Source organism: Paenibacillus sp. 4624, assembly GCF_050435065.1.
GTDB classification, from domain to species: domain Bacteria; phylum Bacillota; class Bacilli; order Paenibacillales; family Paenibacillaceae; genus Paenibacillus; species Paenibacillus amylolyticus_D.
Genome location: NZ_JBNDJR010000010.1, coordinates 134,265 through 159,821 on the forward strand (window position 1 = coordinate 134,265; position 25,557 = coordinate 159,821).

Annotated in this window: 20 protein-coding genes and 1 pseudogene; 14 read left to right on the forward strand and 7 right to left on the reverse strand. The window is 45.1% G+C overall.

Annotated elements, in window-relative coordinates; all coding sequences use genetic code 11:
- Positions 1-14: 14 nt before the first annotated feature.
- From ABIE27_RS21830 to ABIE27_RS21875, 10 genes and pseudogenes are all read left to right on the forward strand, one after another.
- On the forward strand, positions 15-884 hold the full coding sequence (locus ABIE27_RS21830; protein ID WP_429351468.1) for an AraC family ligand binding domain-containing protein: 870 nt from the start codon (positions 15-17) through the stop codon (positions 882-884).
- Positions 885-1,134: 250 nt separating this feature from the next.
- Positions 1,135-2,175: a helix-turn-helix domain-containing protein gene (locus ABIE27_RS21835; RefSeq protein ID WP_240036678.1), complete on the forward strand. Its 1,041-nt coding sequence runs from the start codon at positions 1,135-1,137 to the stop codon at positions 2,173-2,175.
- A 32-nt stretch (positions 2,176-2,207) separates the two neighbouring features.
- Entirely contained in the window at positions 2,208-2,696 is a 489-nt protein-coding gene (locus ABIE27_RS21840) for a DinB family protein (protein WP_123063265.1), read from the forward strand.
- Positions 2,697-2,882: 186 nt separating this feature from the next.
- A complete protein-coding gene (locus tag ABIE27_RS21845) occupies positions 2,883-3,164 on the forward strand; it encodes a hypothetical protein (RefSeq protein WP_123063266.1) in 282 nt (93 codons plus the stop codon).
- A gap of 211 nt (positions 3,165-3,375) precedes the next feature.
- Positions 3,376-3,915: a GNAT family N-acetyltransferase gene (locus tag ABIE27_RS21850; RefSeq protein ID WP_123063267.1), complete on the forward strand. Its 540-nt coding sequence runs from the start codon at positions 3,376-3,378 to the stop codon at positions 3,913-3,915.
- A gap of 334 nt (positions 3,916-4,249) precedes the next feature.
- Entirely contained in the window at positions 4,250-5,095 is an 846-nt protein-coding gene (gene rhaD / locus ABIE27_RS21855; protein WP_123063268.1) for a rhamnulose-1-phosphate aldolase, read from the forward strand.
- A gap of 344 nt (positions 5,096-5,439) precedes the next feature.
- On the forward strand, positions 5,440-7,257 hold the full coding sequence (locus ABIE27_RS21860) for an APC family permease (RefSeq protein ID WP_123063269.1): 1,818 nt from the start codon (positions 5,440-5,442) through the stop codon (positions 7,255-7,257).
- Positions 7,258-7,494: 237 nt separating this feature from the next.
- Positions 7,495-7,731, forward strand: a pseudogene (locus ABIE27_RS21865) (ABC transporter substrate-binding protein); the annotation flags it as partial.
- Between the two features lie 257 nt (positions 7,732-7,988).
- Complete coding sequence (locus ABIE27_RS21870; protein WP_123063270.1) at positions 7,989-9,080, forward strand: copper amine oxidase N-terminal domain-containing protein; 1,092 nt, start codon at positions 7,989-7,991, stop codon at positions 9,078-9,080.
- Between the two features lie 242 nt (positions 9,081-9,322).
- Positions 9,323-10,294: an ABC transporter substrate-binding protein gene (locus tag ABIE27_RS21875; RefSeq protein ID WP_123063271.1), complete on the forward strand. Its 972-nt coding sequence runs from the start codon at positions 9,323-9,325 to the stop codon at positions 10,292-10,294.
- Between the two features lie 228 nt (positions 10,295-10,522).
- On the opposite strand, the gene ABIE27_RS21880 is transcribed toward ABIE27_RS21875, so the two are convergent.
- Positions 10,523-13,123, reverse strand: coding sequence for a glycine betaine ABC transporter substrate-binding protein (locus ABIE27_RS21880; RefSeq protein WP_429351469.1), 2,601 nt, complete (start codon positions 13,121-13,123; stop codon positions 10,523-10,525).
- Complete coding sequence (locus ABIE27_RS21885; protein ID WP_123063273.1) at positions 13,089-14,318, reverse strand: quaternary amine ABC transporter ATP-binding protein; 1,230 nt, start codon at positions 14,316-14,318, stop codon at positions 13,089-13,091. The genes ABIE27_RS21880 and ABIE27_RS21885 overlap by 35 nt, the downstream gene beginning before the upstream one ends.
- Positions 14,319-14,811: 493 nt before the next feature.
- On the opposite strand from ABIE27_RS21885, the gene ABIE27_RS21890 reads away from it, so the two are divergent.
- Positions 14,812-15,399, forward strand: a complete 588-nt coding sequence (locus ABIE27_RS21890; protein WP_123063274.1) for a GbsR/MarR family transcriptional regulator — start codon at positions 14,812-14,814, stop codon at positions 15,397-15,399.
- A gap of 46 nt (positions 15,400-15,445) precedes the next feature.
- On the opposite strand, the gene ABIE27_RS21895 is transcribed toward ABIE27_RS21890, so the two are convergent.
- Both ABIE27_RS21895 and ABIE27_RS21900 read right to left on the reverse strand, forming a co-directional pair.
- Positions 15,446-16,840: a helix-turn-helix domain-containing protein gene (locus ABIE27_RS21895; protein WP_161556867.1), complete on the reverse strand. Its 1,395-nt coding sequence runs from the start codon at positions 16,838-16,840 to the stop codon at positions 15,446-15,448.
- Between the two features lie 249 nt (positions 16,841-17,089).
- On the reverse strand, positions 17,090-18,376 hold the full coding sequence (locus tag ABIE27_RS21900; protein WP_123063276.1) for a DUF5050 domain-containing protein: 1,287 nt from the start codon (positions 18,374-18,376) through the stop codon (positions 17,090-17,092).
- A 279-nt stretch (positions 18,377-18,655) separates the two neighbouring features.
- Between ABIE27_RS21900 and ABIE27_RS21905 the strand changes: the two genes are divergently transcribed.
- Entirely contained in the window at positions 18,656-19,651 is a 996-nt protein-coding gene (locus ABIE27_RS21905) for a Gfo/Idh/MocA family protein (RefSeq protein ID WP_192895068.1), read from the forward strand.
- A 2-nt stretch (positions 19,652-19,653) separates the two neighbouring features.
- Here the strand turns inward: ABIE27_RS21905 and ABIE27_RS21910 are convergent, their stop codons facing one another.
- Genes ABIE27_RS21910 through ABIE27_RS21920 form a run of 3 tightly spaced genes read right to left on the reverse strand, consistent with a single transcriptional unit; the run spans position 19,654 to position 22,258 of the window.
- Positions 19,654-20,529, reverse strand: coding sequence for a MurR/RpiR family transcriptional regulator (locus ABIE27_RS21910; protein ID WP_240036679.1), 876 nt, complete (start codon positions 20,527-20,529; stop codon positions 19,654-19,656).
- Complete coding sequence (locus ABIE27_RS21915; protein ID WP_161556868.1) at positions 20,530-21,363, reverse strand: ABC transporter permease subunit; 834 nt, start codon at positions 21,361-21,363, stop codon at positions 20,530-20,532.
- A complete protein-coding gene (locus ABIE27_RS21920; protein WP_123063279.1) occupies positions 21,356-22,258 on the reverse strand; it encodes an ABC transporter ATP-binding protein in 903 nt (300 codons plus the stop codon). Before ABIE27_RS21920 ends, ABIE27_RS21915 begins: the two co-directional genes overlap by 8 nt.
- A 365-nt stretch (positions 22,259-22,623) precedes the next feature.
- On the opposite strand from ABIE27_RS21920, the gene ABIE27_RS21925 reads away from it, so the two are divergent.
- Positions 22,624-24,459, forward strand: coding sequence for an HSP90 family protein (locus ABIE27_RS21925; protein ID WP_123063280.1), 1,836 nt, complete (start codon positions 22,624-22,626; stop codon positions 24,457-24,459).
- On the forward strand, positions 24,459-25,514 hold the full coding sequence (locus ABIE27_RS21930; RefSeq protein ID WP_123063281.1) for a hypothetical protein: 1,056 nt from the start codon (positions 24,459-24,461) through the stop codon (positions 25,512-25,514). The genes ABIE27_RS21925 and ABIE27_RS21930 overlap by 1 nt, the downstream gene beginning before the upstream one ends.
- Positions 25,515-25,557 lie beyond the last annotated feature (43 nt).

A 25,557-nucleotide genomic window follows, 5' to 3' on the forward strand; every position in this document is an offset into this window, starting at 1 on the left:
ATATATATCACAATATGAAACTAAAACTGGAGAGCGTGGTGTACCGCATGAATACACGAATCTTTTTTGGTAAAACAGACGAAGCCGCACGTCTGCCAGTCTATATGACAACCGTTGGGTATTGGGAACATCAATTTGAAACGGAGCGCCCGGAAGGCTTTCCCGATTACCAGATTCATCAGGTCATTCAGGGACAAGGCAGGCTGATTATAGAGGGTGAAGGAGAATATATCGTTGGCCCAGGGGAAGTGTTTATCACCTACCCCGACATTCCGCATGAGTATAGACCTATTACGGATCACTGGGAACTGGCGTGGGTATCCTTTCAGGGGCGGGAGGCAAGTCAGCTACTGGCCTATGCGGGAATCACCAGTTCAGGAGTATATAAGCTTAGAAAACCCGAACTGCTGAACGCTCTGGAACTGTTGCTTGTAAGGGGGGAAGGTACAGGGGATACGATGAATGCTGCCGATGATCGGGACAGTTCCAAACATCTGTATGGCTTGCTTCTGGATTTGAAGCCTTTGCTTATTGTGTCGGACAACGATAATGACGAGATGGAACGTCTGAAACCCGTGCTGCGTTACATTAAAGAGCACTTGGATCAGCCTTTGTCGCTGAAAGAGCTGGCGGATGTAGCTGTCGTATCCCCTCAATATCTATGTCGGTTGTTTCAGAAAGCACTTCGTGTCAGACCTGTGTTCTACGTCAACCAGGAACGAATCAATCGCAGCAAACAGCTGATGTTCAGTGAGCGGGAGCTCCGAATTTATGAAGTGGCCGACCGGGTAGGATATGAAAATGCGAGTTATTTCTGTACGATATTTAAACGACATACGGGCATGAGTCCCGAAAAATTTCGCAAACTGCATGGTTTAGGCTGAAAACGAGTAGCTATGTCTAACACATGTATCATTCGTTCTTCGTTCATTTTTTGATCTGTTCTTCATCTGGATTTCAGTTTCTCTTAAGGTTGAGGGACTAATATAAATCTTGTAAACCCCTTCTCGTGTTAAATAGATGTGTGACTGGCCCTGTTCGGATTGTCCTCCGAGCAGGGCACTTTTTTTATGTTTAGCTGAGCGATCATACTCATGATATGATGAGAGAGAAGAATGAGCATAATAATATAATGTGAACCAAGAGATACTGAGAGATACCGATCGGATGAAGCTCTATTTTCACAATAATGATGGGAAGGCAGGGAAGTGCATGGACGCTCGACTGCACGCATTGTATCGTCCAGTACAGATGAATGGAATGGACCCCCGTACATACTATATAGAGAATAGTCCTTCCCCTGTGCTTACACCTTATGTAGCCTGTTATTGGGAGTCAGGAACTCGGGAACATATGGAATACGGCAAGTATGGCATAGATGGAATGGACATGTACATTAAGGTCAATGACTTAATGTTGAAATTTCCGGCCTCTGCCCGGGTGTTACCAGATGGTTGCACTGACATCCTGATCGATTATAATCCAGAGCAAGAAAGGTATACGTATAGCTATTGTGGCAATTATATGCAGCCTTTTGCTTTTCCGTTATCGTTGACGGCGCCTCCGGCGGGAGCCTATACGTTTGGGGTTCGCTTTTTTCCGGGGGGAGCTCCTTTTCTACACGGTCAGTCACTGGATTTGTTTACAGACCGTCGTGTACCACTGGAAGACTGCTGGCCAGACCGATGGGACGAGCTGCAATTGAAGATGGAGGAAACGAGGGATTTTGCCCAGCGTGTGCAGGTGATGGAGTCTTACCTCCGACGAGTGACCCTGCGTAGCAGCCCGATTCATCATCATGCTGATCAGGATTTGCTTCGTAATGTGCTCTACCGGATCTTCAAGGATAATGGTCGCTTGAGTATACGAGACCTTGCCCAGGGAGAAGCCGTCAGTGAACGTCAGCTGCATCGCAAATTGACCGAACAAGTTGGGATCAGTCCCAAGCGTTTTAGTGAAATTGTTCGTTTCCATCAAGTGTTGCATGGTATCCGTAAAGGTCGAGCTACTGACGGAGCTGAACTGGCACAGACGTATGGTTTTTACGATCAGGCACATCTGATCAGGCAATTCCGCAAATTTTACGGCGATACACCACTAGTTGCTGTCCAGGAACATCAACAGATGTTGTCCGAAAAGTACAATGATGCGGCAGTATCTTCCGTTATACTATGAATCATAGACTTATCACAAAGGAGTAATGAATCATGAATGGAACGTTGCAAATTCGGGAACATCTGTTAACGGAACTGGAAACAGGCGTGCGCACAGGGGCTTCGTTAATTCGGCTAATTCGTCCAGAGGACTGGGCGTATCGTCCGCAGGACAATATGCGTTCCCTCGTGGAACTGGTGCATCATTTTATCCAGATTACGGCTTCGGATCTTGTCATTATGCAAGAGAAAGGTGAAGCTGAAGTAGGTCAAGTGGAGAACCGTTTATCTGGAAACCAGGATATTGTGCAACTGGAGAAGACATTATGGAGTAATTTTGAGGCGTACAAAGCATATATCACAAGTCTCAGCGAAGAGGACTTTTTGAACCGCTCTACCAAAGCTTTCTACGCAGAGCATGGACACCTGCAGGTGCAATGGCAGATCGAAACGCTCACACATGTGTTCCACCATCGCTCACAGCTCTATAATTACCTCAAACAGCAAGGTCACGAATTGAACTTTTTTATGCTGTATGCATAGTTTGTTCTTGGACAAGCAGCTCCGCCGGATCATTCGGTGGGGCTTTTTTTGGTTTATTGCGGGATACGGTATCTATTAAACTTGCATGTAAGCTATAAATGTACGTTCTACCACGGTCTATTCACCGTGGCTTTACTAGATTTCAGACATAGAATACCGTATCAAAGCAAAAAGGAGGTGATTTTGATGGCCATCCTTTTACCATTACAGTTCTACAATCTGCCAGCGGGTGTAGGGAAATCCTACTATGAAAACCTGTCTGGCGGCGCCAATGCAAGTGTTACGGTGAACAACAATGGTCCGTTTCCGGTATCTCTCGTCATCACTCGTGTAAATGCTCCAGTTGTCACTTATGTTGTTCCGGTGAACAGCAGTTTGAGCATTACTGCAAGTCAGGTGCTGGTCTTCGCGTTGTTGGCGAACCAGGGAGGTGCTGCTTCCGGTACGATTGAAGTTGCTTTGGCGTAATCTATCGGATGATAGTAGAACGTATGAACCTCTGCCGACCGGGTCGGCAGAGGTCTTTTTAACCATTTCAACCAGATGATTGTAAGAGGAAGCATATCAAACTACATAAAAATGTTGGGGCCTGAGAGTTTACCCTGAACCGTACACGATTAATGGAATAGTATAAACCGCACGTTGAGATCGTGCCTGTAATTCGGGAGGTTGATAGAATATGAACCGTAAGCGAGCGAAAATATTGGAAACGGAACGACTTGTATTTACGACATGGGACGAAGGTGATCGTGCCCTCGCGTTTGCGCTCTGGGGTGATCACGAAGTGACCCGGTGGGTTAATGGCAAAGAGGTTCTGAGCGAAGAGGAAGTTGAGGCGAGGCTAACTCAGGAAATCGAGCGTGAGAAGCAGGAGGGGGTGCAGTACTGGCCCCTTTTTCGAAAAGATTCAGATGTCTTCATCGGCTGTTGCGGTCTTTGCCCCTATGATCCAGAGGAGAACATCTATGAGCTTGGTTTCCTGCTGACTCGGGGTCACTGGGGACAAGGATATGCACAGGAAGCAGCACAAGGCGCTGTGCGGTACGCTTTTGACAAGTTAAAGGTAGCGACGCTGGTGGGCAGTCATCATCCGGATAATGAAGCGGCGTGTCACATTTTGAGCCAACTGGGATTTGAACAAATGCACGAGCGGCGGGATGAAGCAACAGGTATGATGAAACCCTTCTATAGGTTACGGAAAAACAGTACTGTCCACTGAGTAACATTTTAAAGTATGATATCGCGAGTCGTTTTCATGTATTTTTTATTTCACATTCAGCTTCTATTAAGGTGGGAAGGATAAGATAATCCTTGTAAACCCCTTCTCGTGTTAAATAGATGTGTGACTGACCCTGCCGGGCGACGGTGGGGTATTTTTTTGCTTGTTTTCGACATTTTATAAAAAAAATAAAGATAAACAAAAATAAATAAAATAATTATCTTTGTTTATTATTGACTAACAAACAAAAACAAAGGTATAATGAATGTGAAAAAAGGAACTTACCTTGATCGTGACAGCCCAACTTTATACTTGAACATAGGAGAGGATAAACATGAACGTGACCCTTCATACCGAAAGATTACGACCTGCCGGATTCGATATTCCTTTTGTACGCGAGATGGCAGAGATTACGCAGCATATGTGGAAGAACGGATGGGATGAGCGTAATGGCGGGAATGTCAGCTATCTACTGAAAGAGGAAGAGGTTGCACCGTACATTGATATTCATCGGGTGATCCGCACCATCACACCTGCCTTTTCCGTGCAAGAGCTGGCGGGACAGTATTTGATTGTTACGGCATCGGGCAAATATTTCAAAAACGTGCTGGCAGACCCGGAAGGCAATCTGGGTGTACTGCGTGTATCTGCGGATGGCCAGGAGCTGGAGGTATTATGGGGACTGAATGGTGGTGCGAACCCGACAAGTGAACTGCCGACCCATTTTATGAGCCATATTGAACGGTTGAAAAAAGACCCGAATCACCGGGTGGTCATGCACAACCACGCGACACATGTACTTGCCATGACCTTCATCCATGAGCTGGATGAGGCCAAGTTTACCAAGACACTCTGGCAGATGTGCACTGAATGTGTGGTGGTATTTCCAGATGGCGTTGGGATCATACCTTGGATGATGCCCGGTTCGAATGAAATCGGCCGCGCAACTGCGGAGAAAATGCAGGAGTATCACGCGGTCATCTGGCCGCAGCACGGCATCTTCGGAACAGGCACAACCATCGACGAAGCGTTTGGTCTGATTGAGACCATCGAGAAAGCAGCACAAGTGTATATGCTTGTGGCGGGTCATGATATTCGGCAGCGGATAACGGATGAGCAGCTTCGGGCCCTGGCAGAGCAATTTGACGTAATTCCTCGTCCCGGTATTATTCAAAGTTAATTGCAAACAAGCTACATATGACAAATATGTTATATGACCCTGATCATATGAAATAGTAAACATGGCTTTAGGTTCTCTGAACCGAAGGCCATTTTCTTTTTTCAGGCAAACAATCGTCGTTTTCGCTCAAAAACGTTCAAATTGCCGAATAAGAATGGCTTTGTTATCAAATATTGAATCGTAGAATGCATTATCACGCGCTGGCGATTTTCGGGTGAAATGACGTATTGTCAATGGCTCTGCGATTTTGCATAATAACTATGCTTCATAGATAAGAACAGACATTGTTATCCAGATGAGAAGCAAAGAAGCTTATAGACAAGAGATGGAAGGAAGTTATGATCATGCTTGGCAAAATGAAGAGAATCTTAATCGGCAAGCCAATGAAGTCGGCTGAATTGGATGCAGAAAAATTGGGGAAATGGAAGGCGCTCGCCATTCTGTCCTCCGATGCTTTATCATCCGTGGCCTACGGTACGGAACAGATTTTGCTGGTGCTGGTTGCGGCGGGATTCGCAGCCCTATGGTACTCGGTTCCGATTTCTATCGCCGTGCTGGGATTGCTCGTCATTTTAATTTTTTCGTATCGCCAGACCATATTTGCTTATCCTACAGGGGGCGGCGCGTATATCGTAGCCAAGGATAACCTGGGCACCACACCGAGCTTGATTGCCGGAGGTTCATTGTTAGTCGATTATATCCTGACCGTGGCGGTAAGTTCGTCCGCAGGTACGGATGCGATCACATCCGCTTTTCCTGTACTGCATGACTATAGTGTCATTATTGCGCTTATTATGATTGTGTTTCTGACCGTTATGAACTTGCGGGGGGTTACGGAGTCAGCTTCGGTGCTGGCAATCCCTATTTACCTGTTTATCTTTTCGATTGCCATTCTCATTATTTCGGGTGGTATCAAGTTTATGGCTGGTGGCATGCATGCCGCGGCTCCGGAGTTTGGAACAAGTTTGTCGCATGTTAGCATCTTCCTGCTGCTTAAAGCGTTCAGCTCTGGATGCTCGGCATTGACCGGGGTTGAGGCAGTTAGTAACGCCATTCCGAACTTCAAACAGCCTGCGGAGAAAAATGCTGCCGGGACGCTGCTGCTGATGGGATGTATCCTTGGCGCCATGTTCATTGGTATCACGCTGTTAGCCTTTGGATACGGGATCAAGCCTGATCCCAAAGCAACGGTCATTTCCCAGATTGCCGAAGCAACATTTGGCAGAGGATGGATGTATTTTATCATCCAGGGAGTTACGGCTCTGATCTTGTTCCTCGCGGCGAATACGGCATACTCCGCCTTCCCGCTGTTGTCCTTCATGATGGCTAAGGATAAATATATGCCACATATGTTCATGGTGCGAGGAGACCGTCTAGGCTTCTCGAACGGGATTATTTTTCTCAGCGTCATGTCGGCACTTCTGGTCGTTGGATTTAAAGGGGATACCGGAAACCTGATTCCGCTCTATGCGGTCGGGGTGTTCATTCCATTCACATTGTCCCAGCTCGGCATGATGATACGCTGGATTAAAATCAAGCCGTCTGGCTGGAAAACAAAACTGCTGGTGAATACAATCGGTATGCTGACTACGTTGTCCATTACGCTGATTTTTATTTTCACCAAGTTCACGCAGACATGGGTTATCTTTATCTTCCTGCCACTGGTCGTTTATGTGTTCATGCGCATTCGCAGTCATTACTGCAATATCGCGGACGAACTTCGTATCGATATTCAGGTGGATAAACCGGCGAAGAAAGGCAATACGATCGTTATTCCGGTGGCGGGCATTACTCGGGTGGTGATGAATACCATCAGTTACGCCCAGACGATGTCGGATCATGTGGTCGCCCTGTACATCGGCTTTGATGATGAGGCTATACGTAAGATGGAGCAAAAGTGGGAAGAATGGAATCCGGGCGTCCGTCTGGTCGTGATCAAATCGAGGTACCGCAGCATTATGGGTCCGCTGAAGAAGTTCATTGATACCGTGGAATGGAAAACAGCTGAAACCGACCATATCACTATCCTGATTCCGCAATTTATTACGAAACACTGGTGGCAAAATGTACTGCATAACCAGACCAGCTTCATGATTCGGGCATATCTGATTAATTACAAAGATGTGATTGTGACGACGGTTCCGTATCATCTGAATCGTTAATGGGAGGATGGGCCGCAACGATATAAAAAAGGTTCATCGATGTACGGTGATATTTAGTATAGAATGTACACATCATGTTATCGCAAGGAAAACTCCGGGGTGGAGTGTCCTTGCGTTTTTCTTGTCTATTTACGTTTGTGTAATGTGCAATACGCTTCTATGTTAACTATGTTATGTAAAGTGCTTTCTTCAAACCAGAATCATGATTATGTTAACAATGGAATTGGTAGAAGCAAATACTTCCCAATTACGACATTAGCTTACGTTCAGCAAGTATTGAAGGATAAAATGACGAAATATCCGCAGTTCCAGACAGTAGTCGACTAATTGCACGCCTCAGCCAATTCGACAGCAACATTCGGCGTAGTTATGGGTGTTTTTCCAGCCACGTGGCAAATTGTCGAAGGAGCGATTGAAATGGTGTTGAATGGACAAGGAACGTCACAAGAAACACTTGATGTAGCTGCAAAGTAAATTACAGACAAAATCACCCCGTACACTAGCACAGTGAAGAAGTAATTCATTACTTGTAGGGTTGACGAGTGGGAAAATGAATGCGGGCTGTATGCCGCATTCATTTTTTTGTAATTGATTAACAAAGAGGATGAATTTTTAAAAAAAATACTGAAAAAAGATGTATAGTAAGGAAGGGAGGCAAAGTTACCAATAAACAAAGATGATTTGAAGAAGTGAAGAAGCAAAGAGACTACATACGTGAAGGAGAAGAAAGAATGAAGAAACTGAGTTTACTTGCGATGTTTTTTATGCTTTTATTTAGTTCCAATGTGTTTGCAGAGGATTTAAAAGTGAAGGATGTTGAACTCGATCCTGCCATTACGGCTTCTGTAGGAGATAAGTTTAATTTGAATATCTATGTTATTTATGATGACGAATTCACATTACATGATGCCAATGATCCGTATTATAAGAGAGCTGTCGGTCTTACGAAAACAGATTATACTATTAGTGATCCCCACCTGCTTCAAGTATTAAGCAATGGCATGGTCAAAATTCTAGGAGTTGGCTCTTCCAAAATTACAGTTAAGGTTGAAAATATAGAAAAGTCGGTTATCATTTCAGGAAGCTTAGACAATCCAATAGATGGGGGGTATCTAAAAAATGGCGTGACATTTGTTCCTATGAAAGAGGTAGTCCAAGCTTTGGGAGGCAGTGTCAATTATTTGGCTCAGCAGGGTCTCTTTGAAATTAAAGTTGGTTCTACGCAAGTGAGTTTGCCTAAATCAGGTACAAAGGCTAGTTTGAATGGAAATTCTCTCACTTTAAAGTCTCCACTTCTTGTAGAGAATGGCGTGACTTTAATGCCTGCTTCAGTGCTATCTGATGCTTTCGGAGCAGGATTAAAAAATAATGGCGAAACGATGCAAGTATCTATTGGTCAAGGGAAAATGAATATCCAGATTGAAAAGCCAAAGAAACAAAGCAGTACAACAGTGACTAAACCGACTAAAAAAGGAAAACTATATGCTGTACCGGCAACAGGGGATATGAAAGGCTGGAGTATTCTCAAAGGTCATCCATATGAGAAGAGTGTTATTGTATACTTCAAAGTCGACGGATCGATTGTACAAATCCATACGAAGGACATCAGTAAGGTGGACCTGAACAAAAAGGTAAAGTGGACAGACCTGAACGGTAAAAAGCATACGAATACGGTAAAGGAGCTATACCTCTTTTTCGGAAAAACAAGTGGTCTGTATTCAAGTGAATTACTGTATAAAATGTTCGGAGAGACCTACGCTAACTGGATTGCCATAGGCTCTATTAACGCAGAACAATATGTTGATCAGTATTTACAAAAATAGGGATCTGTTGATCGTCTTCGGAAAATAAAATTTGTTTTAACGAAGACAAGTGAGGATAATTGAATTCATGACTTGTTATTTTCTTCACTATATAAACAGCTTACAGGCAAAAGTCTGTAAGCTGTTTTTTTTGCGAACGAATCGATTAAAGATGATTGACATGCTATCGACTCATATCATATAATCAACACGTTCATTAAATTGATAATGATTATCATTAACGATTAGGGGAGACTATACAGATGAAAAAGAAATGGATTCTACCGTTTATCGTACTGATGTTATTTACGATAATTGCCAGTGCATGTGGTAACGGGGCTTCAAACGGTGCGTCAGACAACGGCAACCAAGAGGCAACTGCAACAGAAGGGACAAGCAGTGAAGCAGCGAATACTTCGGATACGATAACGTATCAATCCGAAACAGGGCCTGTGGAAATTCCGGCTAAACCGCAACGTATCGTGGCTTTGACAAACGGACCCAATATCCTTTCTATGGATGTAACGCCAGTGGGCGTAGATAAGTGGACAGCAGAAAATCCGCTGTTCAAGGATAAATTAAAAGATGTTGCTATCGTAAGTGAAGAAGATCCGGAGAGTGTCTCCGCTTTGAACCCAGATTTGATCATTGCAGGTTCACATATGAAAAATCTTGAACAGCTTTCCAAAATTGCTCCAACGATCGTATACACATGGGGTAAACTCGACTATCTGCAACAGCAGCTGGAGATTGGCAAAGTACTAAACAAAGAGTCAGAAGCACAAGCATGGATTGATGATTTCACCAAAAGAGCCGGAGAGATCGGCAATGAGATTAAAGCTAAATATGGTGACAATGTAACAGTGTCCACGATTGAAATTGCGGATAAAGAAGTTTTTGCCATGGGGGATCACTGGGCACGTGGAACAGAAGCGCTGTACCAAGCGATGAAGCTGAATATGCCTGAAAAAGTAAAGAATGATACGTTAAAAGAAGGCTATCATTCCTTGTCACTTGAAGTTCTTCCGGAATACATGGGTGATTTCATCGTGGTCAGCAGAGACATGACCCGGGATAATGAGATTATGAAGTCGGGAATCTGGAGTAAAATTCCGGCCGTTCAGAACAAACAGGTTATCGAGTTGGATACCAAAGCGGTGACGTACAGCGACCCGATTACGCTCGACTATGTATTGAATATTTTCAAAGAAGGATTTCTTGGCACAGGGAAATAATCAAGCGATTAACACCTAAAAGGATTCCGGGTAAACCTTTCATAATAAAAATGATATAAGAGAAGAGACGAAGAAGGCACAGAAGTCCTTTTCGTCTCTTTTTTTAGTTTAACGAAAACCACCTATCTCGTACATTCGAGATAGGTGGTTTTCATTGAAAGAACAACGTTATAAGAACAATATCAACTTCAACTTAATGCATCAAAGAATAATTGAAAAAGAAATGATTTATTTATCTTTTAAGTCTGCTATAGATTTGACATCCATGTATGCTGGAACAACAAGCCCCGTTTTTACACCTGTCATATTGGCACCAAGGTCATCCAATTGATCCTTGTATTTAGCCCAATAATCAGCATGTGTCAGAGGAAGCCATGCAGCCGGAGAAGCATCCACGTCGCCTGACGCAACACCCGTCCACATCGGTCCGGCTTCAACTTGTAATGCGTTGACTTTATACCCGAGTTTTGTTTCCATTACATATTTCAGTAGATTTGTACTAGCAATCTCGGAGTCCCAAGCAACATAGCCTAGTTTGAAAGTGTCGCCGCCCACCGGTGTCAGACCTTTTGTCCATTCATCAATTTGATCGGCATGTTTCTCGGCATAGGCTTTGGTAGCCTGTTCAGGCGATGTACCGCCTTGAATGGCAATCATCATCTCGCCCATTTCATCGGAATTCCACTTGAAGCGCTTCAGAAATTCATAAGCGACCGGGTGATCTTCCTTCAGACCTTTACGAGCGATCGTATGAATTTCTTCGGCATCTCCATAGACTTTATCTGGATCTTCCAAGTATTTCAGATCATATTGGTTGAACATCCAATGCGGAGTCCAGCCTGTAATGATAATTGGTTCTTTATTCTTGTAAGCTTTGTCCAGCGTAGCCGTCATGGCTGCGCCGGACCCTTCTACCAAATTCCAGTCGGTCAGGCCATACTTTTCAATGGCACTGCCGGTGGATTTCATAATACCGGCACCTGGATCAATACCGATAATCCGGTGATTGACTTCATCTCCAACGTTGGCATTTGCCGCAGGCTCAGAGGATGAAGCAGAAGTTGAAGCACCCGTTTCCAAATCTTCAATCGAGTTAACGTCCGTCATATATTTAGGAACAACCAGACCTGTGCGTACACCTGTCATATTGGCTCCAAGATCCTCAACCTGATCTTTGTAACGTGCCCAGTAGTCTGCATGTGTCAGTGGCAACCAGGCTGCTGGAGAAGCATCTACGTCACCTGAGGCCACACCCGTCCACATCGGTCCGGCTTCTACCTGAAGTGCATTGACTTTATAACCCAGTTTGTTCTCCATGACATATTTCAGCAAGTTGGTACTCGCAATCTCAGAATCCCATGCAACATAGCTCAGTTTGAACGCGTCACCGCCCACCGGTGTCAGACCTTTTGTCCATTCGTCAATCTGATCCGCATGTTTCTCGGCATAATCTTTGGCAGCCTGTTCAGGGGACGTACCATCCTGAATGGCAATCATCATCTCACCCATCTCATCGGAAGTCCATTTAAAGCGCTTCAGGAATTCGTAAGCAACGGGATGATCTTCTTTCAGACCTTTGCGAGCGATGGTATGAATTTCTTCGGCATCACCAAACGATTTTTTCGGGTCTTCTAAATATTTCAGATCATACTTATTGAACATCCAGTGAGGAGTCCAACCAGTGATGATAATCGGTTGTTCATTTTTGATGGCTTTGTCGAGTGTAGCTGTCATCGCGGCACCCGAACCTTCAATCAGATTCCAGTCAGACAAGTTATAATCCTTGATGGCTTTGGCGGTTGATTTCATAATGCCTGCACCTGGATCGATACCGATAATCTGATAGTTCACTTCCTTACCTACAGCATTGGCTGCCCCGTTGTTGTCACCAGCAGATGTTGTGCTGCCTGTGAAGTATTGAGAGAAGCCAGCGACCAACACAACGAGTGTTGCTGCCGCAGTAATCCAAGCTTTTTGTTTCGCGGAGAAACGGGAAGTTTTTTTGCGGCCAGGCATAAACAGGTTTTGCGTAAAGCGGTCAAGCACGATGGCAAGAACTACGACAGCAAGACCAGCTTCAAATCCTTTACCAATCTGTAGCTGCGTTACAGCCCGGTATACTTCTGCACCGATACCCTGTGCACCGATCATGGATGCAATAACAACCATGGATAGGGACAACATGATTGTCTGGTTAATACCGGACATCACCGTAGGCAAGGCAAGTGGAAGCTGTACCTTAAACAATTTCTGAGCCGAAGTTGATCCGAAAGCATCCGCTGCCTCAACCAGTTCGCTCGAAACCTGTTTAATCCCCAGGTGAGTCAGGCGAATGGTTGGCGGGATAGCGAAGATCACCGATGCAATAACGCCGGGAACAACGCCGAGACTGAAGAACGTAACGGCTGGCAACAGATAAACGAATGCAGGCATCGTCTGCATGAAGTCCAGCAGTGGCGTGATAATGCGCGCGGCTGTTTTACTGTATGCCAGCCAAATACCAACAGGCACACCGAGCAGAATTGAGATCAATCCTGACGTAATAACCAGTCCGAGTGTGTCCATGGATTGGGACCAGTAGCCCAGGTTATCCACGAGCAGGAACCCGATAACGGTAAACAAAGTAAGTGGCAACCTGCCTACCAGAAAAGCTAGTACGCCTAATATGGCGATGAACAGAAGTGGATGAGGCAGCATAAACAGCCCCGAGAAAAATCCAACCACATCCTGAATAACGACAGAGATCACTTTAAACAATCCGGAGAGCGAGGAGCTCATCCAGTCAACGATGGATTCAATCCACGATGCTAGTGGTATTTTGGGTATCATTCAGAGCTTCCTCCTTTTCTGCAACTTCACCGCTTAGTGCACCGAGCAGGGCACCGCGAACGATAACACCTTGCAGACGGCCAGTCTCGCTTACAACGGCAAGCGGCACATGGGCTGAACTTACAATCTCAAACAATTCATGAATCAGGGTCTCAGGCGACACTGTCGGCCCATCTGTAATGAGAATGTCGTTTAATACTTTATTTTCGCGCATTGCACGGGTCGCGTCTTCTGCTGTAATGACACCCAGCAGTTTTTTAGAGCGGTCAATGACAAACAGGTTCGATATGCCTCGTTCACGCATTAACTCAAGAGCAACACGAGGACCGCGATCGGTTGTAATGGTTTCAGGACGGCGCATAACGTGTGATGCTGTGAGGACCTTGGACAAGTCCACGTCTTCGACGAAGCGGGCCACGTATGAGTTGGCCGGTTGAATCATAATTTCCTCCGGTGTACCGATCTGCACAACGGCGCCGTCTTTCATAAGAGCAATCCGATCGCCGATGCGCAGCGCTTCGTCCAAGTCATGGGTAATGAAAATAATCGTCTTTTTCATTTTATCCTGAAGCTCAATCAACTCATCTTGCATATCACGACGAATCAATGGATCAAGCGCACTGAAAGCTTCGTCCATCAGCAGTACTTCCGGGTCATTCGCAAGTGCGCGAGCGAGGCCGACACGTTGTTGCATCCCGCCGCTCAGCTCATCCGGCATTTTATCTTCCCAGCCTTTGAGGCCAACGAGTTCTAGTGAGGTCTTGGCTTTCTCACGGCGAACTTCCTTATCTACCTTTTGAATTTCCAAACCATATTCCACATTATCAAGAACAGTGCGGTGCGGAAACAACGCAAACTTCTGGAACACCATGCTGATCGTTTTCCGGCGTACTTCTCGCAATTGTTCTTTGTTCATTTTTCGCAAATCTTTGCCATGAACCAAAATTTCTCCGGATGTTGGTTCAATCAGACGATTGAACATCCGAACCAGTGTGGACTTACCACTACCGGACAGGCCCATAATTACGAAAATTTCACCTTCTTTGATCTCCATGTTGACCCGATTGACACCAACCGTTATCTGTTTTTCTTTGGCCAACTTTTCTTTGCCCCAACCTTGCTCCAGTAATTCCAGACCTTGCTCGGTTTGGGGGCCAAACAGTTTACTTACGTTTTTCACTTCAAGTATGGTCATGTTTTCACCCCTTCTGATGTGTTGTGCACTTCGAACGGCTTTTAGCAGTCACAAGCCCATACACTTGTGCGCCCAGCCACGAAATCCGGTAATTTTTGCTTCGCTTCCCGTCTTTCTGGGTAACGGTTTGTATTCTAACAGTAGTTAACCAGTATAGCAACCGAATAAACAGTACATAATGTTTATACAGTAAAAACTGTACAAAGTTTTCCTACCATATGCTCTGTTTATCTCCTTTTTCTGGCTAATGAGACATCTTTACATTTATTATTGCTTTTCCTACAATAGAAAATGAGTTGAATTAAAGCTTATTTTTTTGGTTAAATGATCATCGTAGGCAAATTGAAGCATGGTAAAGTTCCCAATATAAACCATTGGGTGTGAGGTGTTTTCTAGCTTATAGAATATCCAGTTGCATGCTTTCCCATGTAAGCAGAGCTTGAACATGTCGATTTTTTGCCAAGACTGGAATGTCAGAATGGAGGTTGCAAGCATGAGCTTGGACCATTTGCAAGAGGATCAGCAGACAGCGGTGCTGAAGATCCGTAAACGCGTTATCGAAGCCATTGGACGAAATATGGATCTATACGGCGTAACGTTGTCCACGGGACATTTATATGGATTGCTATTTTTCGCAGAAAAACCGATGACCCTCGATGATATGGGCCGGGAAATGGAAATGAGCAAAACAAGCATGAGCACCGGAGTACGAACGCTGCTGGATCTCAAAATGGTAAATAAGGTGTGGAGCAAAGGCTCCAGAAAAGATCTATATGAAGTGGAGTATGACTGGCATCAGACGTTTACGGATTTTTTCGCAATTAAATGGAGAAAAGCGGTGGAGAGTAACCTTCAGATTCTTCGCAAATCCGTTGACGAGATGAATCGGTTGATTGACCAGCTTGATGAACAGACGGATGCCGATCTTCTGCGAGTACTACACGAGGACAAACGTAAAGTATTGCAAGCGGAAGCATACTACCGATGGCTCGACAGGCTTATCGATGCGATGGAAGATGAAGAAATCTATAAGCTTGTTCCAAAAGAAGAGATTAAAGAAGAAATGAAAGAACAGTCATAAGAGCGAAACAAAGGACCCATTCCGTCAGGAAGGGTCCCCTTTCATTTTATCGTCCGATGACACTCAAGTTTTCGTGTGCCAATGCTGTAGAGGGGTGCATGACAACGGGCTTCAATAGGTTTTTTCGATGTATGCGCTGTGCAGGAATTTGCAATGCGGAGTCTTTATCTTGTGAGTGAATAAGCCGTGTATTCATTTGGTCTGTCCAAGTGACATGTTTCCGGTCGCGACTAGATGTAAGTGTAGTGGAAGGAGCGACTTCTACTAAACGATGAAGTGCAAGTTCCTTCAAATACAGTTTTGCTTGCTTCTCACGCCCGGTAAGTTCTGCCAATCGGATATGAGTTTCTTCCCAATCATCGGTCACTTCAACAATAACCACAGGGGCAATCCCTTTCATTTGATCATAATAAGGTTGGCAGGAACCGTCGCCAATAATCAGATCCGGTTTAGCCTTGCGAAGTTGTTCAAGGTGGTTTGTAAGGTTACGTTCTTGCTCAGCTGCTTTCTTATTCTGATTATCTCCGACATTAAATGATTCTACCGGCTTAAGTCCTAACGAGTACAGGTGCTCATCAAAGCCAGCGCTTGATACTGTGGCTACACGTAAACGATGTTTCTTCATATATATACTTGGCGCAATGCCAGTCATCTGCTTGAATTTACGACTAAAATAATATTCATTGCCATATCCAACGGATGCTGCAACTTCTTTGAGAACACAGTTTTCCTTTATCAGTTGTTTTTTGGCTTCTTCAATTCGGAGCTGATTTAGATAATCAGTAGGTGACATGCCTTTTGCTTTTTTGAAGCTGCGGGAATATGAGCTTGGGGTCAGACCGGCAATTTTAGCCAGATGATCCATGCTAATGCCTTCACTCATAAAACGACGCATATAAGAAATGCTTCGTTCCAGTGCTGGATCTACCTTTTCAAGGTTCTCTTCCAGTCGATGCTCTGACAGGAATTGCAACAGTTCATGTAACTGACTATGTATGCTGACAAAGTGATCTGTCTGCTCGCCTCGATAGGAATCGTACAACTTGGTCATTCGTTCTGTTACCTGCTGTTCATGGCGGATGCGAATTTTTCCCTCCTGCCATTCAAATGGAAGAGAGGAAGAAGCGGTCATTTTCCATTTGCCTCGTACTCGCTGCATATTGACTTGTTCCATACTTAACATGAGGAATTCAGTCATTTCTGAGTGAGCCACTGCATCGATGGTCAAGCCGGGTTTGATTAGAAATATTTCACCAGCTTGTGCTTCATATACGATGTCGTCCAGAACCAGAATACCTTCGCCTTTTAAAATAAGACAAAGTATGGGCCGGCTTACCGTGATGCCTTGTATACGGAAGTTTTTCCCGCGACGTACTCGGCACATTGAAGAGAGCAGCGGCAAAGAAGAGGTTTCAGTTAGTACGGGAAACGATTCATTCATACGGACCATCCTTTTGTCTTATTTTCTTAATGATAACAATTATCATTCTCAAATGGAAGGTGTTTTTGAAAATTAATTTGGACAAATTAGAAAACGTGAAACGAGAAATGCAAAACGTATCTAGAGAACACGAAAAGAAAATGGAAATGTATCGTCAAGTGTAAGCACAAAAAAATGGCACCCAGCACCAAAGCTGTAGAGCCATCTCATCTGTAATACAACCTGAAATCGGACGAATCTGGAACAAACTTAATTCAGTGTAATCAAAAGAATATTGTCCAGGAAAATATCACTAAGTGCTTGTTGTCCTGTTCCATTGGCCGCTGCATGATATAAACGGAATTCATCTTTCGCGTGGATGTAGAAGATTCCTGGAACATCATCTCGCAAGTGGAATGTTTCCCATTCGTCAGCGGCTATTTTGCTTACTTTTAGTGATGTATTGACCGAATAAAGACCATTTTTGCCGGAAATGTAGGCAACCTCCGGTTTATCATTCATCAGTTGATTCGTAACGTAAGTTACGTTACTCAAGTTGAGATTAGACGTTTTGCTCACCTTGCTCGCAGTAACCGTTTTGGCATACGCTTTTTGATCCGCATCAATGATTACTACCTTGTCTGCTCCAACTGCACTGACTTCTCGCACACTTTTGGAGTGAAGCTGAAATGTTTTACCGGATGTTGTTAATGCATAAGCTTTGCCCAGGGTATAGTTGTAATCCTTATTGCTGTCCAGCTTAATGCCGCTATTGTAGACATAGAGATTGTTGCTCCAGCCACCGGAATAAACGGCGTTCACATCAAGCTTGGCTTTTGCATTCACGGCCTTACCTTTACCTGTGTTGTAGTTGGCCTTGTACATCACAATAGCTTCCGTAGAGTAAAATTGCTCGTCCGGATTGGTGTTAACCATGAGTTGTAATTCGTTTTTGGCAAAGTTCACAAAATAACGACTCTCCACAGCACCTTGGGCCAAGTTCTGTACATTTCCAGTACCGTTTGATGCTTTGGAAGCCACCCACGTAGTCCCGCCAACCAAGGCATTATAGTAGACACGCCCTTTGGTCACGATTAGAAGTGGATAATCCGTATTAACGTTGTCCGCGATTTTGGTTGCTGATGAACTACCTTGGTCGCCATCGGCGCGATAAATACTCCCCTTGGAATCCAGGTAATAGATAAATCCGTTATCCGCATAATAATTGATCACATCGGAAGCAAATGTTTCGGCGGCATCGCTGGAACCGTCATTCGGTACCCGAAGCAGCGTTGTGGAAGTTGGAGACTGGGTGTAGTAAAGATACGATCCCGCCTCAGTCAAATCTACGCCTTCAAAATCAATTAATACCTCGGTTGGATTGCTTCCGTCTCCGGAAACTTTGTAAAGAACGCCATCGGAGTCATAATAGACTGTCGATTGGCTTAGCGAAGCTGCTTGGGCAGTGGTTCCTCCTGCTAGCGTAGCTGCTGTAATGAGTGTAAATAACAGCAATGTACCGATGGTGCGTTGTATGTATGTATACCCTGTTTTCATTCGTTCATCCTCCCTTTGGATCTATAGATGTCGTTCATTTCTTATGTTATATCGGTAAACTATGGAATTTATGTTAGATCCAGAATGGGGGTAAGAATGGAATGGGACAGGAAAGAAAATGAGAAAGAGTGGGGAATGAAATTGAATTTCATACATGTACAAACTTGAAACCGAATTACGCATGATGCTGCCATTCTAGGCCCGAAGCATTCTCCACCTGACCTGGTCGTGATAATATTTATGTGACAGAATCACCAACGACAGGAGCGAAACCATATGATGAATATAGCAACGATTGGTACAGGTTCCATTGTGGATGCCATTTTATCCGCGATTAATGAACTGGAAGATGTGATCGTCACTGCGATGTACTCCAGGAAGAGAGAGACAGCGCAAGAACTTGCAGATAAATATGGGATAAGTACAATATATACAGACTTGGAATCTTTATTTTCAGACCCCAAAGTAGACCTCATTTATATTGCTTCACCAAATAGCATGCACTTCGAACAGGCCTATCAGGCACTTCAACAGGGTAAACATGTCGTATGTGAAAAACCGTTCACGTCCACCCTCAAGGAAGCAGAAACGCTGATCACGCTTGCGCAAGAAAAGAACCTGTTTTTGTTTGAGGCCATCTCCAACATTCATTTGCCCAATATTAAAGTCATAAAAGAGCAATTACCGAGACTTGGTCCAATCAAGCTCATTCAGTGTAATTACAGTCAATACTCGCGTAAATACAATGATCTTCTCGCCGGACAGACACCGAACGTGTTTAATCCCCAATTCTCTGGTGGAGCGTTGATGGATATCAACATTTACAATCTGCATCTGGTTATGAGTTTGTTTGGCAGTCCGAATACCGTGTCATATACGGCGAACCAGCATGCGAACGGGATTGATACATCGGGAGTTGTGGTCCTCAAGTATCCAGAGTTCATTGCAGCATGTGTAGGCGCTAAAGATACGAATGGCATGAACAATGTGCTCATTCAAGGAGAAAAAGGTTACCTTCAGGTTGCGGAAGGAGCGAACGGTTGCCGGGAGATCAAGCTTCAGATCGGGAAAGAGCCACCTGAGGAGTATAATGCGCAGAACAAAGCCAATTGGCTGTACTATGAGTGGGAAGCGTTCAGAGACATTTATCTGGCTAAAGATTATAAGCGGTGTTATGAACTGCTCGAACACAGCCGTTCTGTAATGAACGTACTTGCGGAGGCTCGCAAGCATGCGGGGATTGCGTTTGCAGCGGATAAATGTATACATGTTTAATCTCAATAGTTGTCGCTGATGCTCGCCATATACAGCATATCAAACAGATAGAGTACCGAGATCATGGAAGACATTTTGGACAGCCTCAATTGTTCATTATAACTGTAGGTTAGCAACGTTTCATCACAATGTCTGGACAATCCGGCATGATTGTTTCCGGTCACCGCGATGACGTTCCGTTGCTTATGGTTCAATACTTTGGCGACTTCAATCATGGATGAGTTTTCTCCCGTATGGGAAATGACAAAAGACAGTATGAATTGGCTGGAATTCATCGTGTTCAAATAATGCATATTGGGACCATTGTGCGCAACCGCCGCAATGCCAAGTTCATTCCATTTGGCACAAGCTTGCTGTGCCAAATAATAATTCAAATCACTGCCGTAGATGTCAATACGTGCGGACTGTCTAACCCAATTGGCGACACGCATCAAAACAGGAGCGTTTAACATACGGCGTGTCTCATCCAGCGCCTGGTGATACAGGTATGGAACCGAGTCGATCGCAGCCAGTACATTGCCTTGTTCTGTAAATGCATGATCCGGCGTCCGTAATGAGGGAGACGGTTGTTGTTGATATTCTAGCGCAAGCTTTAACTGAAAGTCTGGGTACCCTTTGGTACCCAGCTTTTTGCATAGGCGAACGATGGTGGACGCGCTTGTATAAGTCTGCTGAGCCAGTTCATGGGCTGTAGAATGGAATACAACTTCGGGGTCGTTCAGAATAAAGTCTACAATATGTTTCTCCTGTGCCGTTAATGGCGAAGCATATTTTAATTTTTGAAGTAGGTTGTATTCCATGCTGTTGTTCCATTCCTCTCTATAATTATCCCCAAGTACACGTCTCCACATCATAACCCGCGTTTGTTTATTTCTCAATCAAATCTGACTCTCCGCAAGTTGCTGACGGCGGTTCCACATGGTTACGAGGCGAAGTAAAACAACGCTCGTGAGCAGCAACACTGCACCAGTGCCTAGCAGCATCCATGGCCCAATCATTAACATACCGGTAGCCTGACCAGCAATCAGGGCGACCAGAGGCAGGACAACAAGTCCGCCAAGCTGGTAGGCTTCCTGAAATCCTCGCACTTTAGCCGAGATGAGCACATTCAGCAGAATGACGGCTAAACTGCATGTAGGGACCACCCAAAGGATCAGAATGATCCAGTTCCAGTTCGGAAACATCAATGTGCCGAAGATCGGATACATCAGGATATTGGCAATAACCCCATAGATGATGAAGGTCACCCAGGACAACAACAGTGACGGAATGAGAGCAGCCAGTACTTTACCTTTGAACAGTGTGCTCATGCTCATTGGTGTAAACAGCAATCCTTCCAGTGTCTTGCGTTCCTTCTCGCCAGCGAAACTGTTGGCAGTCAGGATGCTGGAAGCCATTACTGGAATGATGAGAAACAAGGGGGCGAACATATACAAGCCAAGAAAATAAACAATACGTTGATTGTCTGTGGTCATGGTAGCAAGGGAGGGCAACTGTCCACTCTGAATGAGCTTGTCTAATGTGTCCAATACCACATTTAAGTTACTTATCGAGTGTAGATTCACGCGGGATGCAGCCCACAACATAGCAGACGGAACAAGGATTCCGATGATTAGCGGTACAATCAGCATGGGCAGCCACAGCTGCACGCTGGATGTGACAGAACGGATGTCTTTAAGAATGAGTGCACGTATCGCTTGACGATTATTCATGTGCATTCGCCTCCCTTATCGCAAAATAGATGCTTTCCAGATCATTGCCTTCAATACGTGCCTGATAAACCTGACCATGCTCGGTCAGCTGTCTAAGCAGCAACGGAATATGCTCACGAGACGAGAGTTGGTAGGTTGCTGTGTGCGCTGTAACCGTCTCAGGCGAATATATTCCGGTTTTCCACCCGTTTGGCATATCTGCTTCGACCTCTAGCCGCGGTGCGGATTGATATCGTTGAATGATCTCCTGTTCAGTCCCTTTCTCAACAACACGACCCTTTTCCATAAAAATATAATGATCGCACACGGCGGAAAGCTGAGTAAGCACGTGTGAGGAGATGAGAATGGTCAAGCTCAGCTCCGTATTTAACTGACGAATGATGCGAAGCACCATCTGGATTCCATCAGGATCAAGCCCATTGGTTGGCTCATCGAGAAATAGAATAGAAGGACGGTGCAATAGCACCCGTGCGAGACCCAAACGTTTTTTCATCCCTGTGCTGTAGGTACCGACTTTACGATGCTGGTAATCCTGAATCTCAAGGAGGTGTACCAACTCATCAATACGTTCAGTTGCACGTTGTAGCCCAAAGGCATCCGCAAAAAATAGCAGATTATCCCGCCCGCTCATATTTTCGTACAAACCGCTTTGTTCAGTCAGTGTACCGCAGATCGCCAGCACCTTTTCTGTTTGTTGCGAAGTATCCATGCCTTGGATGGTAACCTGCCCGCTGTTTGCGCCCAGAACTCCGTTCATGATCCGAATGAGGGTTGTTTTACCTGAGCCGTTTGGGCCAATAAGCCCGGTTATACTGCCTTGTTTAATCGTAAAGCTGACTCTCTGCAGCGCTTGCTGCTCACCAAAATGTTTATTTATATCCCGTACCTCAATCATGTATACTCACCGTCCATTTTCTAATTTGATGATTATACGTCCAGTGGTATCAGATCGTTCAACTAAGACTTAAGAAATATATTATTGCTTCAATAGTCCTGAAATCCTAGTGCATAATTCCCCGGCGAATTCCACTAAATCGGGTCTAAGGTTTGTTTTTTTGGGAGGCTGTACAAGGTATCCTTGAAAAGAAGGATATGAAGGCCGTTTCATTGCTGTTTCATTGACATAGATAATGGAGTAATAGAGTATAGGCCGATATATACATAATGAGTTCGTCTAACACATCCATTTATTCAGTGTGAAGATATTAAAGCCCCCTGAGTGTTGTGTTGGACCCAAAGGAAAGGTGAAGTGATTGATTCATGAGTACACCGAACGAATATCGTTTTCAGGTGAACCTGAGCGGAATGATCCAAATTTTATCCAACCATTTATACAGCAGCCCAAAAGTTTTTCTGCGTGAACTTATGCAGAATGCAACAGATGCGATCACGGCACGCAAGGAAGTGGAGCCGGGATACCAGGGAGAAGCCCGTATTGAGCTAACAGGAACCGGAGATCAATTGACGATGATGGTGGAGGATAACGGAGTTGGTTTGACCGAAGCGGACATCCATGAGTTTCTAGCGATGATTGGACAATCCTCGAAGCGGGGACAACAGGCATTGCTGGATGGCGAGACATCGTTTATTGGACGTTTTGGTATTGGTCTGCTGAGCTGTTTCATGGTCAGTCATGAGATCGTCATGCTGACTCAATCGGTGAAGGGCGGCCCTTCAATGGAATGGCGCGGCAAGCCGGACGGTACATATACGATTAGGCAGCTGGACACGCAATTGTCTCCCGGAACGAAAGTATATCTGCGTTGTACGCCGGAAGCGGCACACTACTTTGAAGCGGAGTATGTGAAAGAAGCATTATTTTATTATGGTGCGCTCCTGCCTTATCCGGTTACGCTGATTCATGACGGGGTGCAGTCTGTTGTTAATCAGGATTCTCCAATCTGGTTAACACGTCCAGAGCTTGCTCGGTCCTGCCGCGCGGAAGTTCTTGCTTTTGGTGAACGTCTGCTGGGGGAGAAGTTCCAGGATTTCATCCCCCTGACAACAGCTTCGGGGCGTACGGGAGGCATTGCCTATGTGTTGCCACACGCGGTGAATCTGAATGCTAAGCGTTCTCACCGGGTTTATCTGAAACGCATGCTGATTTCGGAGAAAGCCGAGAACATTTTGCCGGAGTGGGCGTTCTTTGTAAAATGTCTGATTTGGACCGATGAACTACAGCCGACAGCTTCAAGAGAGCATTTTTATGAAAATGAAAAGCTGGAAGAAGTGCGCTCCGAGCTCGGAGACGCCTTGCGGTTGGGACTGACCGAAATGGCTGAACAGCAGACTGAACGTCTACAGAAGTTGATTCGTCTGCACGCCCTTTCGATGAAGGCGCTGGCTGTTCAGGATCAGGAATTTTACGCGATGATTCACCGCTGGTTGCCTTTCGATACAACGCGAGGACACCGGGAACTGGGTGAACTGATTGATGAAGGAGAGACGCTGTACTACACCAGCACCATTGATGAATACCGCCAGATTAACCATGTGGCTTCTGCACAGTCCATGCTGGTTGTTAACGCAGGTTACATCTACGATAAAGAACTGATGGGGATGTTGCCTGTCATCCTGAATCATGTAGAGACCGAGCGAATTGAGCCGGATGAAGTATCGATGACTTTCACGGATGTTGCACCGGCCGAGCGTAATCAGTACTATGATGCGCTGCGTCTGGCAGATTCGGCGTTACAACGTTTCCGTTGCCGCGCAGAAGTGAAAGGATTTAAGCCAGCTGACTTGCCGGTGTTGTTCACCCTTTCGCAGGAGTCATCCACGCTGCGTGCGCTGGAAAAAGCGAGCGAAGAGAGTACAGACTTGTTCTCCTCTGTTCTCGGTTCGTTGTCGTCAGGCATTAATTCGGCAGGGTACTCGACGTTGTATCTGAATGTGAACAATCCCATCATCAAACGGGTGTTGACTTCACCAGATAATCAGATGACACCGATTGCTATAGAAATGCTGTATGTTAACGCACTAATGATGGGGCATTATGCCATGAATAAACAGGAGCTTGAAGTGTTGAACCAGGGAATCGTACGTTTTATTGATTGGGGTTTACGCGCAAATATGAATCCAGAGGGAGATGTCTGATGAAGACAGAGATGGAATTTGAAGATTTGATGGAAGAAGCCTACCAGCTGCCGAATGGTTCGGCAAAGCTTGGTTTTTTGGAGGAAGCAGCGCGGGTGGCCGATCTCAATGGTATGGTTGAGGAGGCGTATGAAGCACGCTCAGAGATTGTGGATGTCGCCACCTTCTGTGGATATCCGATGAAAGCTTTGATCGCTTTCTCCTGGCAACTAGGCAAGTTTGATCAGCAACCAGAGCTGTATGATGAAGAAACGTTATTGTGGTCTTATAAATGGATTCTCGGCAAAATGCCCGATTTCCCTGAAATTTCACGCGAGAAGATTATGGAGCTGTTAGAGGACTTCGGGGCACGCTTCAAGTCTTATGGGTACAGCGAACGTTCTTACTGGTACTACCGTTTCCGCATTTTTATGGATTTCGGAGAGCTGGAAGAAGCGGGGCGCAGTTATGACAAGTTTAGAGCGTTAGACCGCGACTTCATGAGTGACTGCGAGGCGTGTGAGCAGGATGAGATTATGCGTTATTTTATGTTAAAAGGAGACGACGAGAAGGTGTTGGAAGTGGCCAAGCCGATTCTCAAAGGACGCATGAGCTGTGCGGAGATCCCACATCTGACCTTGTCCGAAGTTCTGATGCCGCTGTATCGTCTGGGACGGAAGGATGAGGCAGATAAACATCAGGTCAAAGGATATCGTTTGATCAAAGGCGAAAATGATTTCGTGCAGAGTTTTTCAGAGCAGATGGAGTATCTCACGCTTACGAATCCGGCCAAAGGGATTGATATCCTCGAAGAAACACTGGTGCTGGCAGCCGATCATGAAGATATGTATGCCAAAATGATGTATTATGCGAAGGCGGCTCCGTTATTGCGGCGCTGGTCTGAAGAAAAAGAATCGGAAGGCTATCGCCTGCGTCTGCCAGCTTCCTTCCCGTATGAGGGAGACCCGGGAGATCTCCTCAAACTTGCAGATTATTTTGAAGAGTATGCCCAAGTTACAGCAACCAAGTTTGATCAGCGCAACGGAAACACACATGTATCCTCGTTAATTGCATAATTTAAAAGGCTTGTTCGTAAAGGGGAATCCCTATCGAACAAGC

Bases quoted from the DNA above. Each gene is read 5' to 3' on its own strand.
- ABIE27_RS21830 (WP_429351468.1), top strand. From the start codon at position 15: ATGAAACTAAAACTGGAGAGCGTGGTGTACCGCATGAATACACGAATC.
- ABIE27_RS21840 (WP_123063265.1), top strand. From the start codon at position 2,208: ATGAATGGAACGTTGCAAATTCGGGAACATCTGTTAACGGAACTGGAA.
- ABIE27_RS21845 (WP_123063266.1), top strand. From the start codon at position 2,883: ATGGCCATCCTTTTACCATTACAGTTCTACAATCTGCCAGCGGGTGTA.
- ABIE27_RS21850 (WP_123063267.1), top strand. From the start codon at position 3,376: ATGAACCGTAAGCGAGCGAAAATATTGGAAACGGAACGACTTGTATTT.
- rhaD (WP_123063268.1), top strand. From the start codon at position 4,250: ATGAACGTGACCCTTCATACCGAAAGATTACGACCTGCCGGATTCGAT.
- ABIE27_RS21860 (WP_123063269.1), top strand. From the start codon at position 5,440: ATGCTTGGCAAAATGAAGAGAATCTTAATCGGCAAGCCAATGAAGTCG.
- ABIE27_RS21870 (WP_123063270.1), top strand. From the start codon at position 7,989: ATGAAGAAACTGAGTTTACTTGCGATGTTTTTTATGCTTTTATTTAGT.
- ABIE27_RS21875 (WP_123063271.1), top strand. From the start codon at position 9,323: ATGAAAAAGAAATGGATTCTACCGTTTATCGTACTGATGTTATTTACG.
- ABIE27_RS21880 (WP_429351469.1), bottom strand. From the start codon at position 13,123: ATGATACCCAAAATACCACTAGCATCGTGGATTGAATCCATCGTTGAC.
- ABIE27_RS21885 (WP_123063273.1), bottom strand. From the start codon at position 14,318: ATGACCATACTTGAAGTGAAAAACGTAAGTAAACTGTTTGGCCCCCAA.
- ABIE27_RS21890 (WP_123063274.1), top strand. From the start codon at position 14,812: ATGAGCTTGGACCATTTGCAAGAGGATCAGCAGACAGCGGTGCTGAAG.
- ABIE27_RS21895 (WP_161556867.1), bottom strand. From the start codon at position 16,840: ATGAATGAATCGTTTCCCGTACTAACTGAAACCTCTTCTTTGCCGCTG.
- ABIE27_RS21900 (WP_123063276.1), bottom strand. From the start codon at position 18,376: ATGAAAACAGGGTATACATACATACAACGCACCATCGGTACATTGCTG.
- ABIE27_RS21905 (WP_192895068.1), top strand. From the start codon at position 18,656: ATGAATATAGCAACGATTGGTACAGGTTCCATTGTGGATGCCATTTTA.
- ABIE27_RS21915 (WP_161556868.1), bottom strand. From the start codon at position 21,363: ATGAATAATCGTCAAGCGATACGTGCACTCATTCTTAAAGACATCCGT.
- ABIE27_RS21920 (WP_123063279.1), bottom strand. From the start codon at position 22,258: ATGATTGAGGTACGGGATATAAATAAACATTTTGGTGAGCAGCAAGCG.
- ABIE27_RS21925 (WP_123063280.1), top strand. From the start codon at position 22,624: ATGAGTACACCGAACGAATATCGTTTTCAGGTGAACCTGAGCGGAATG.
- ABIE27_RS21930 (WP_123063281.1), top strand. From the start codon at position 24,459: ATGAAGACAGAGATGGAATTTGAAGATTTGATGGAAGAAGCCTACCAG.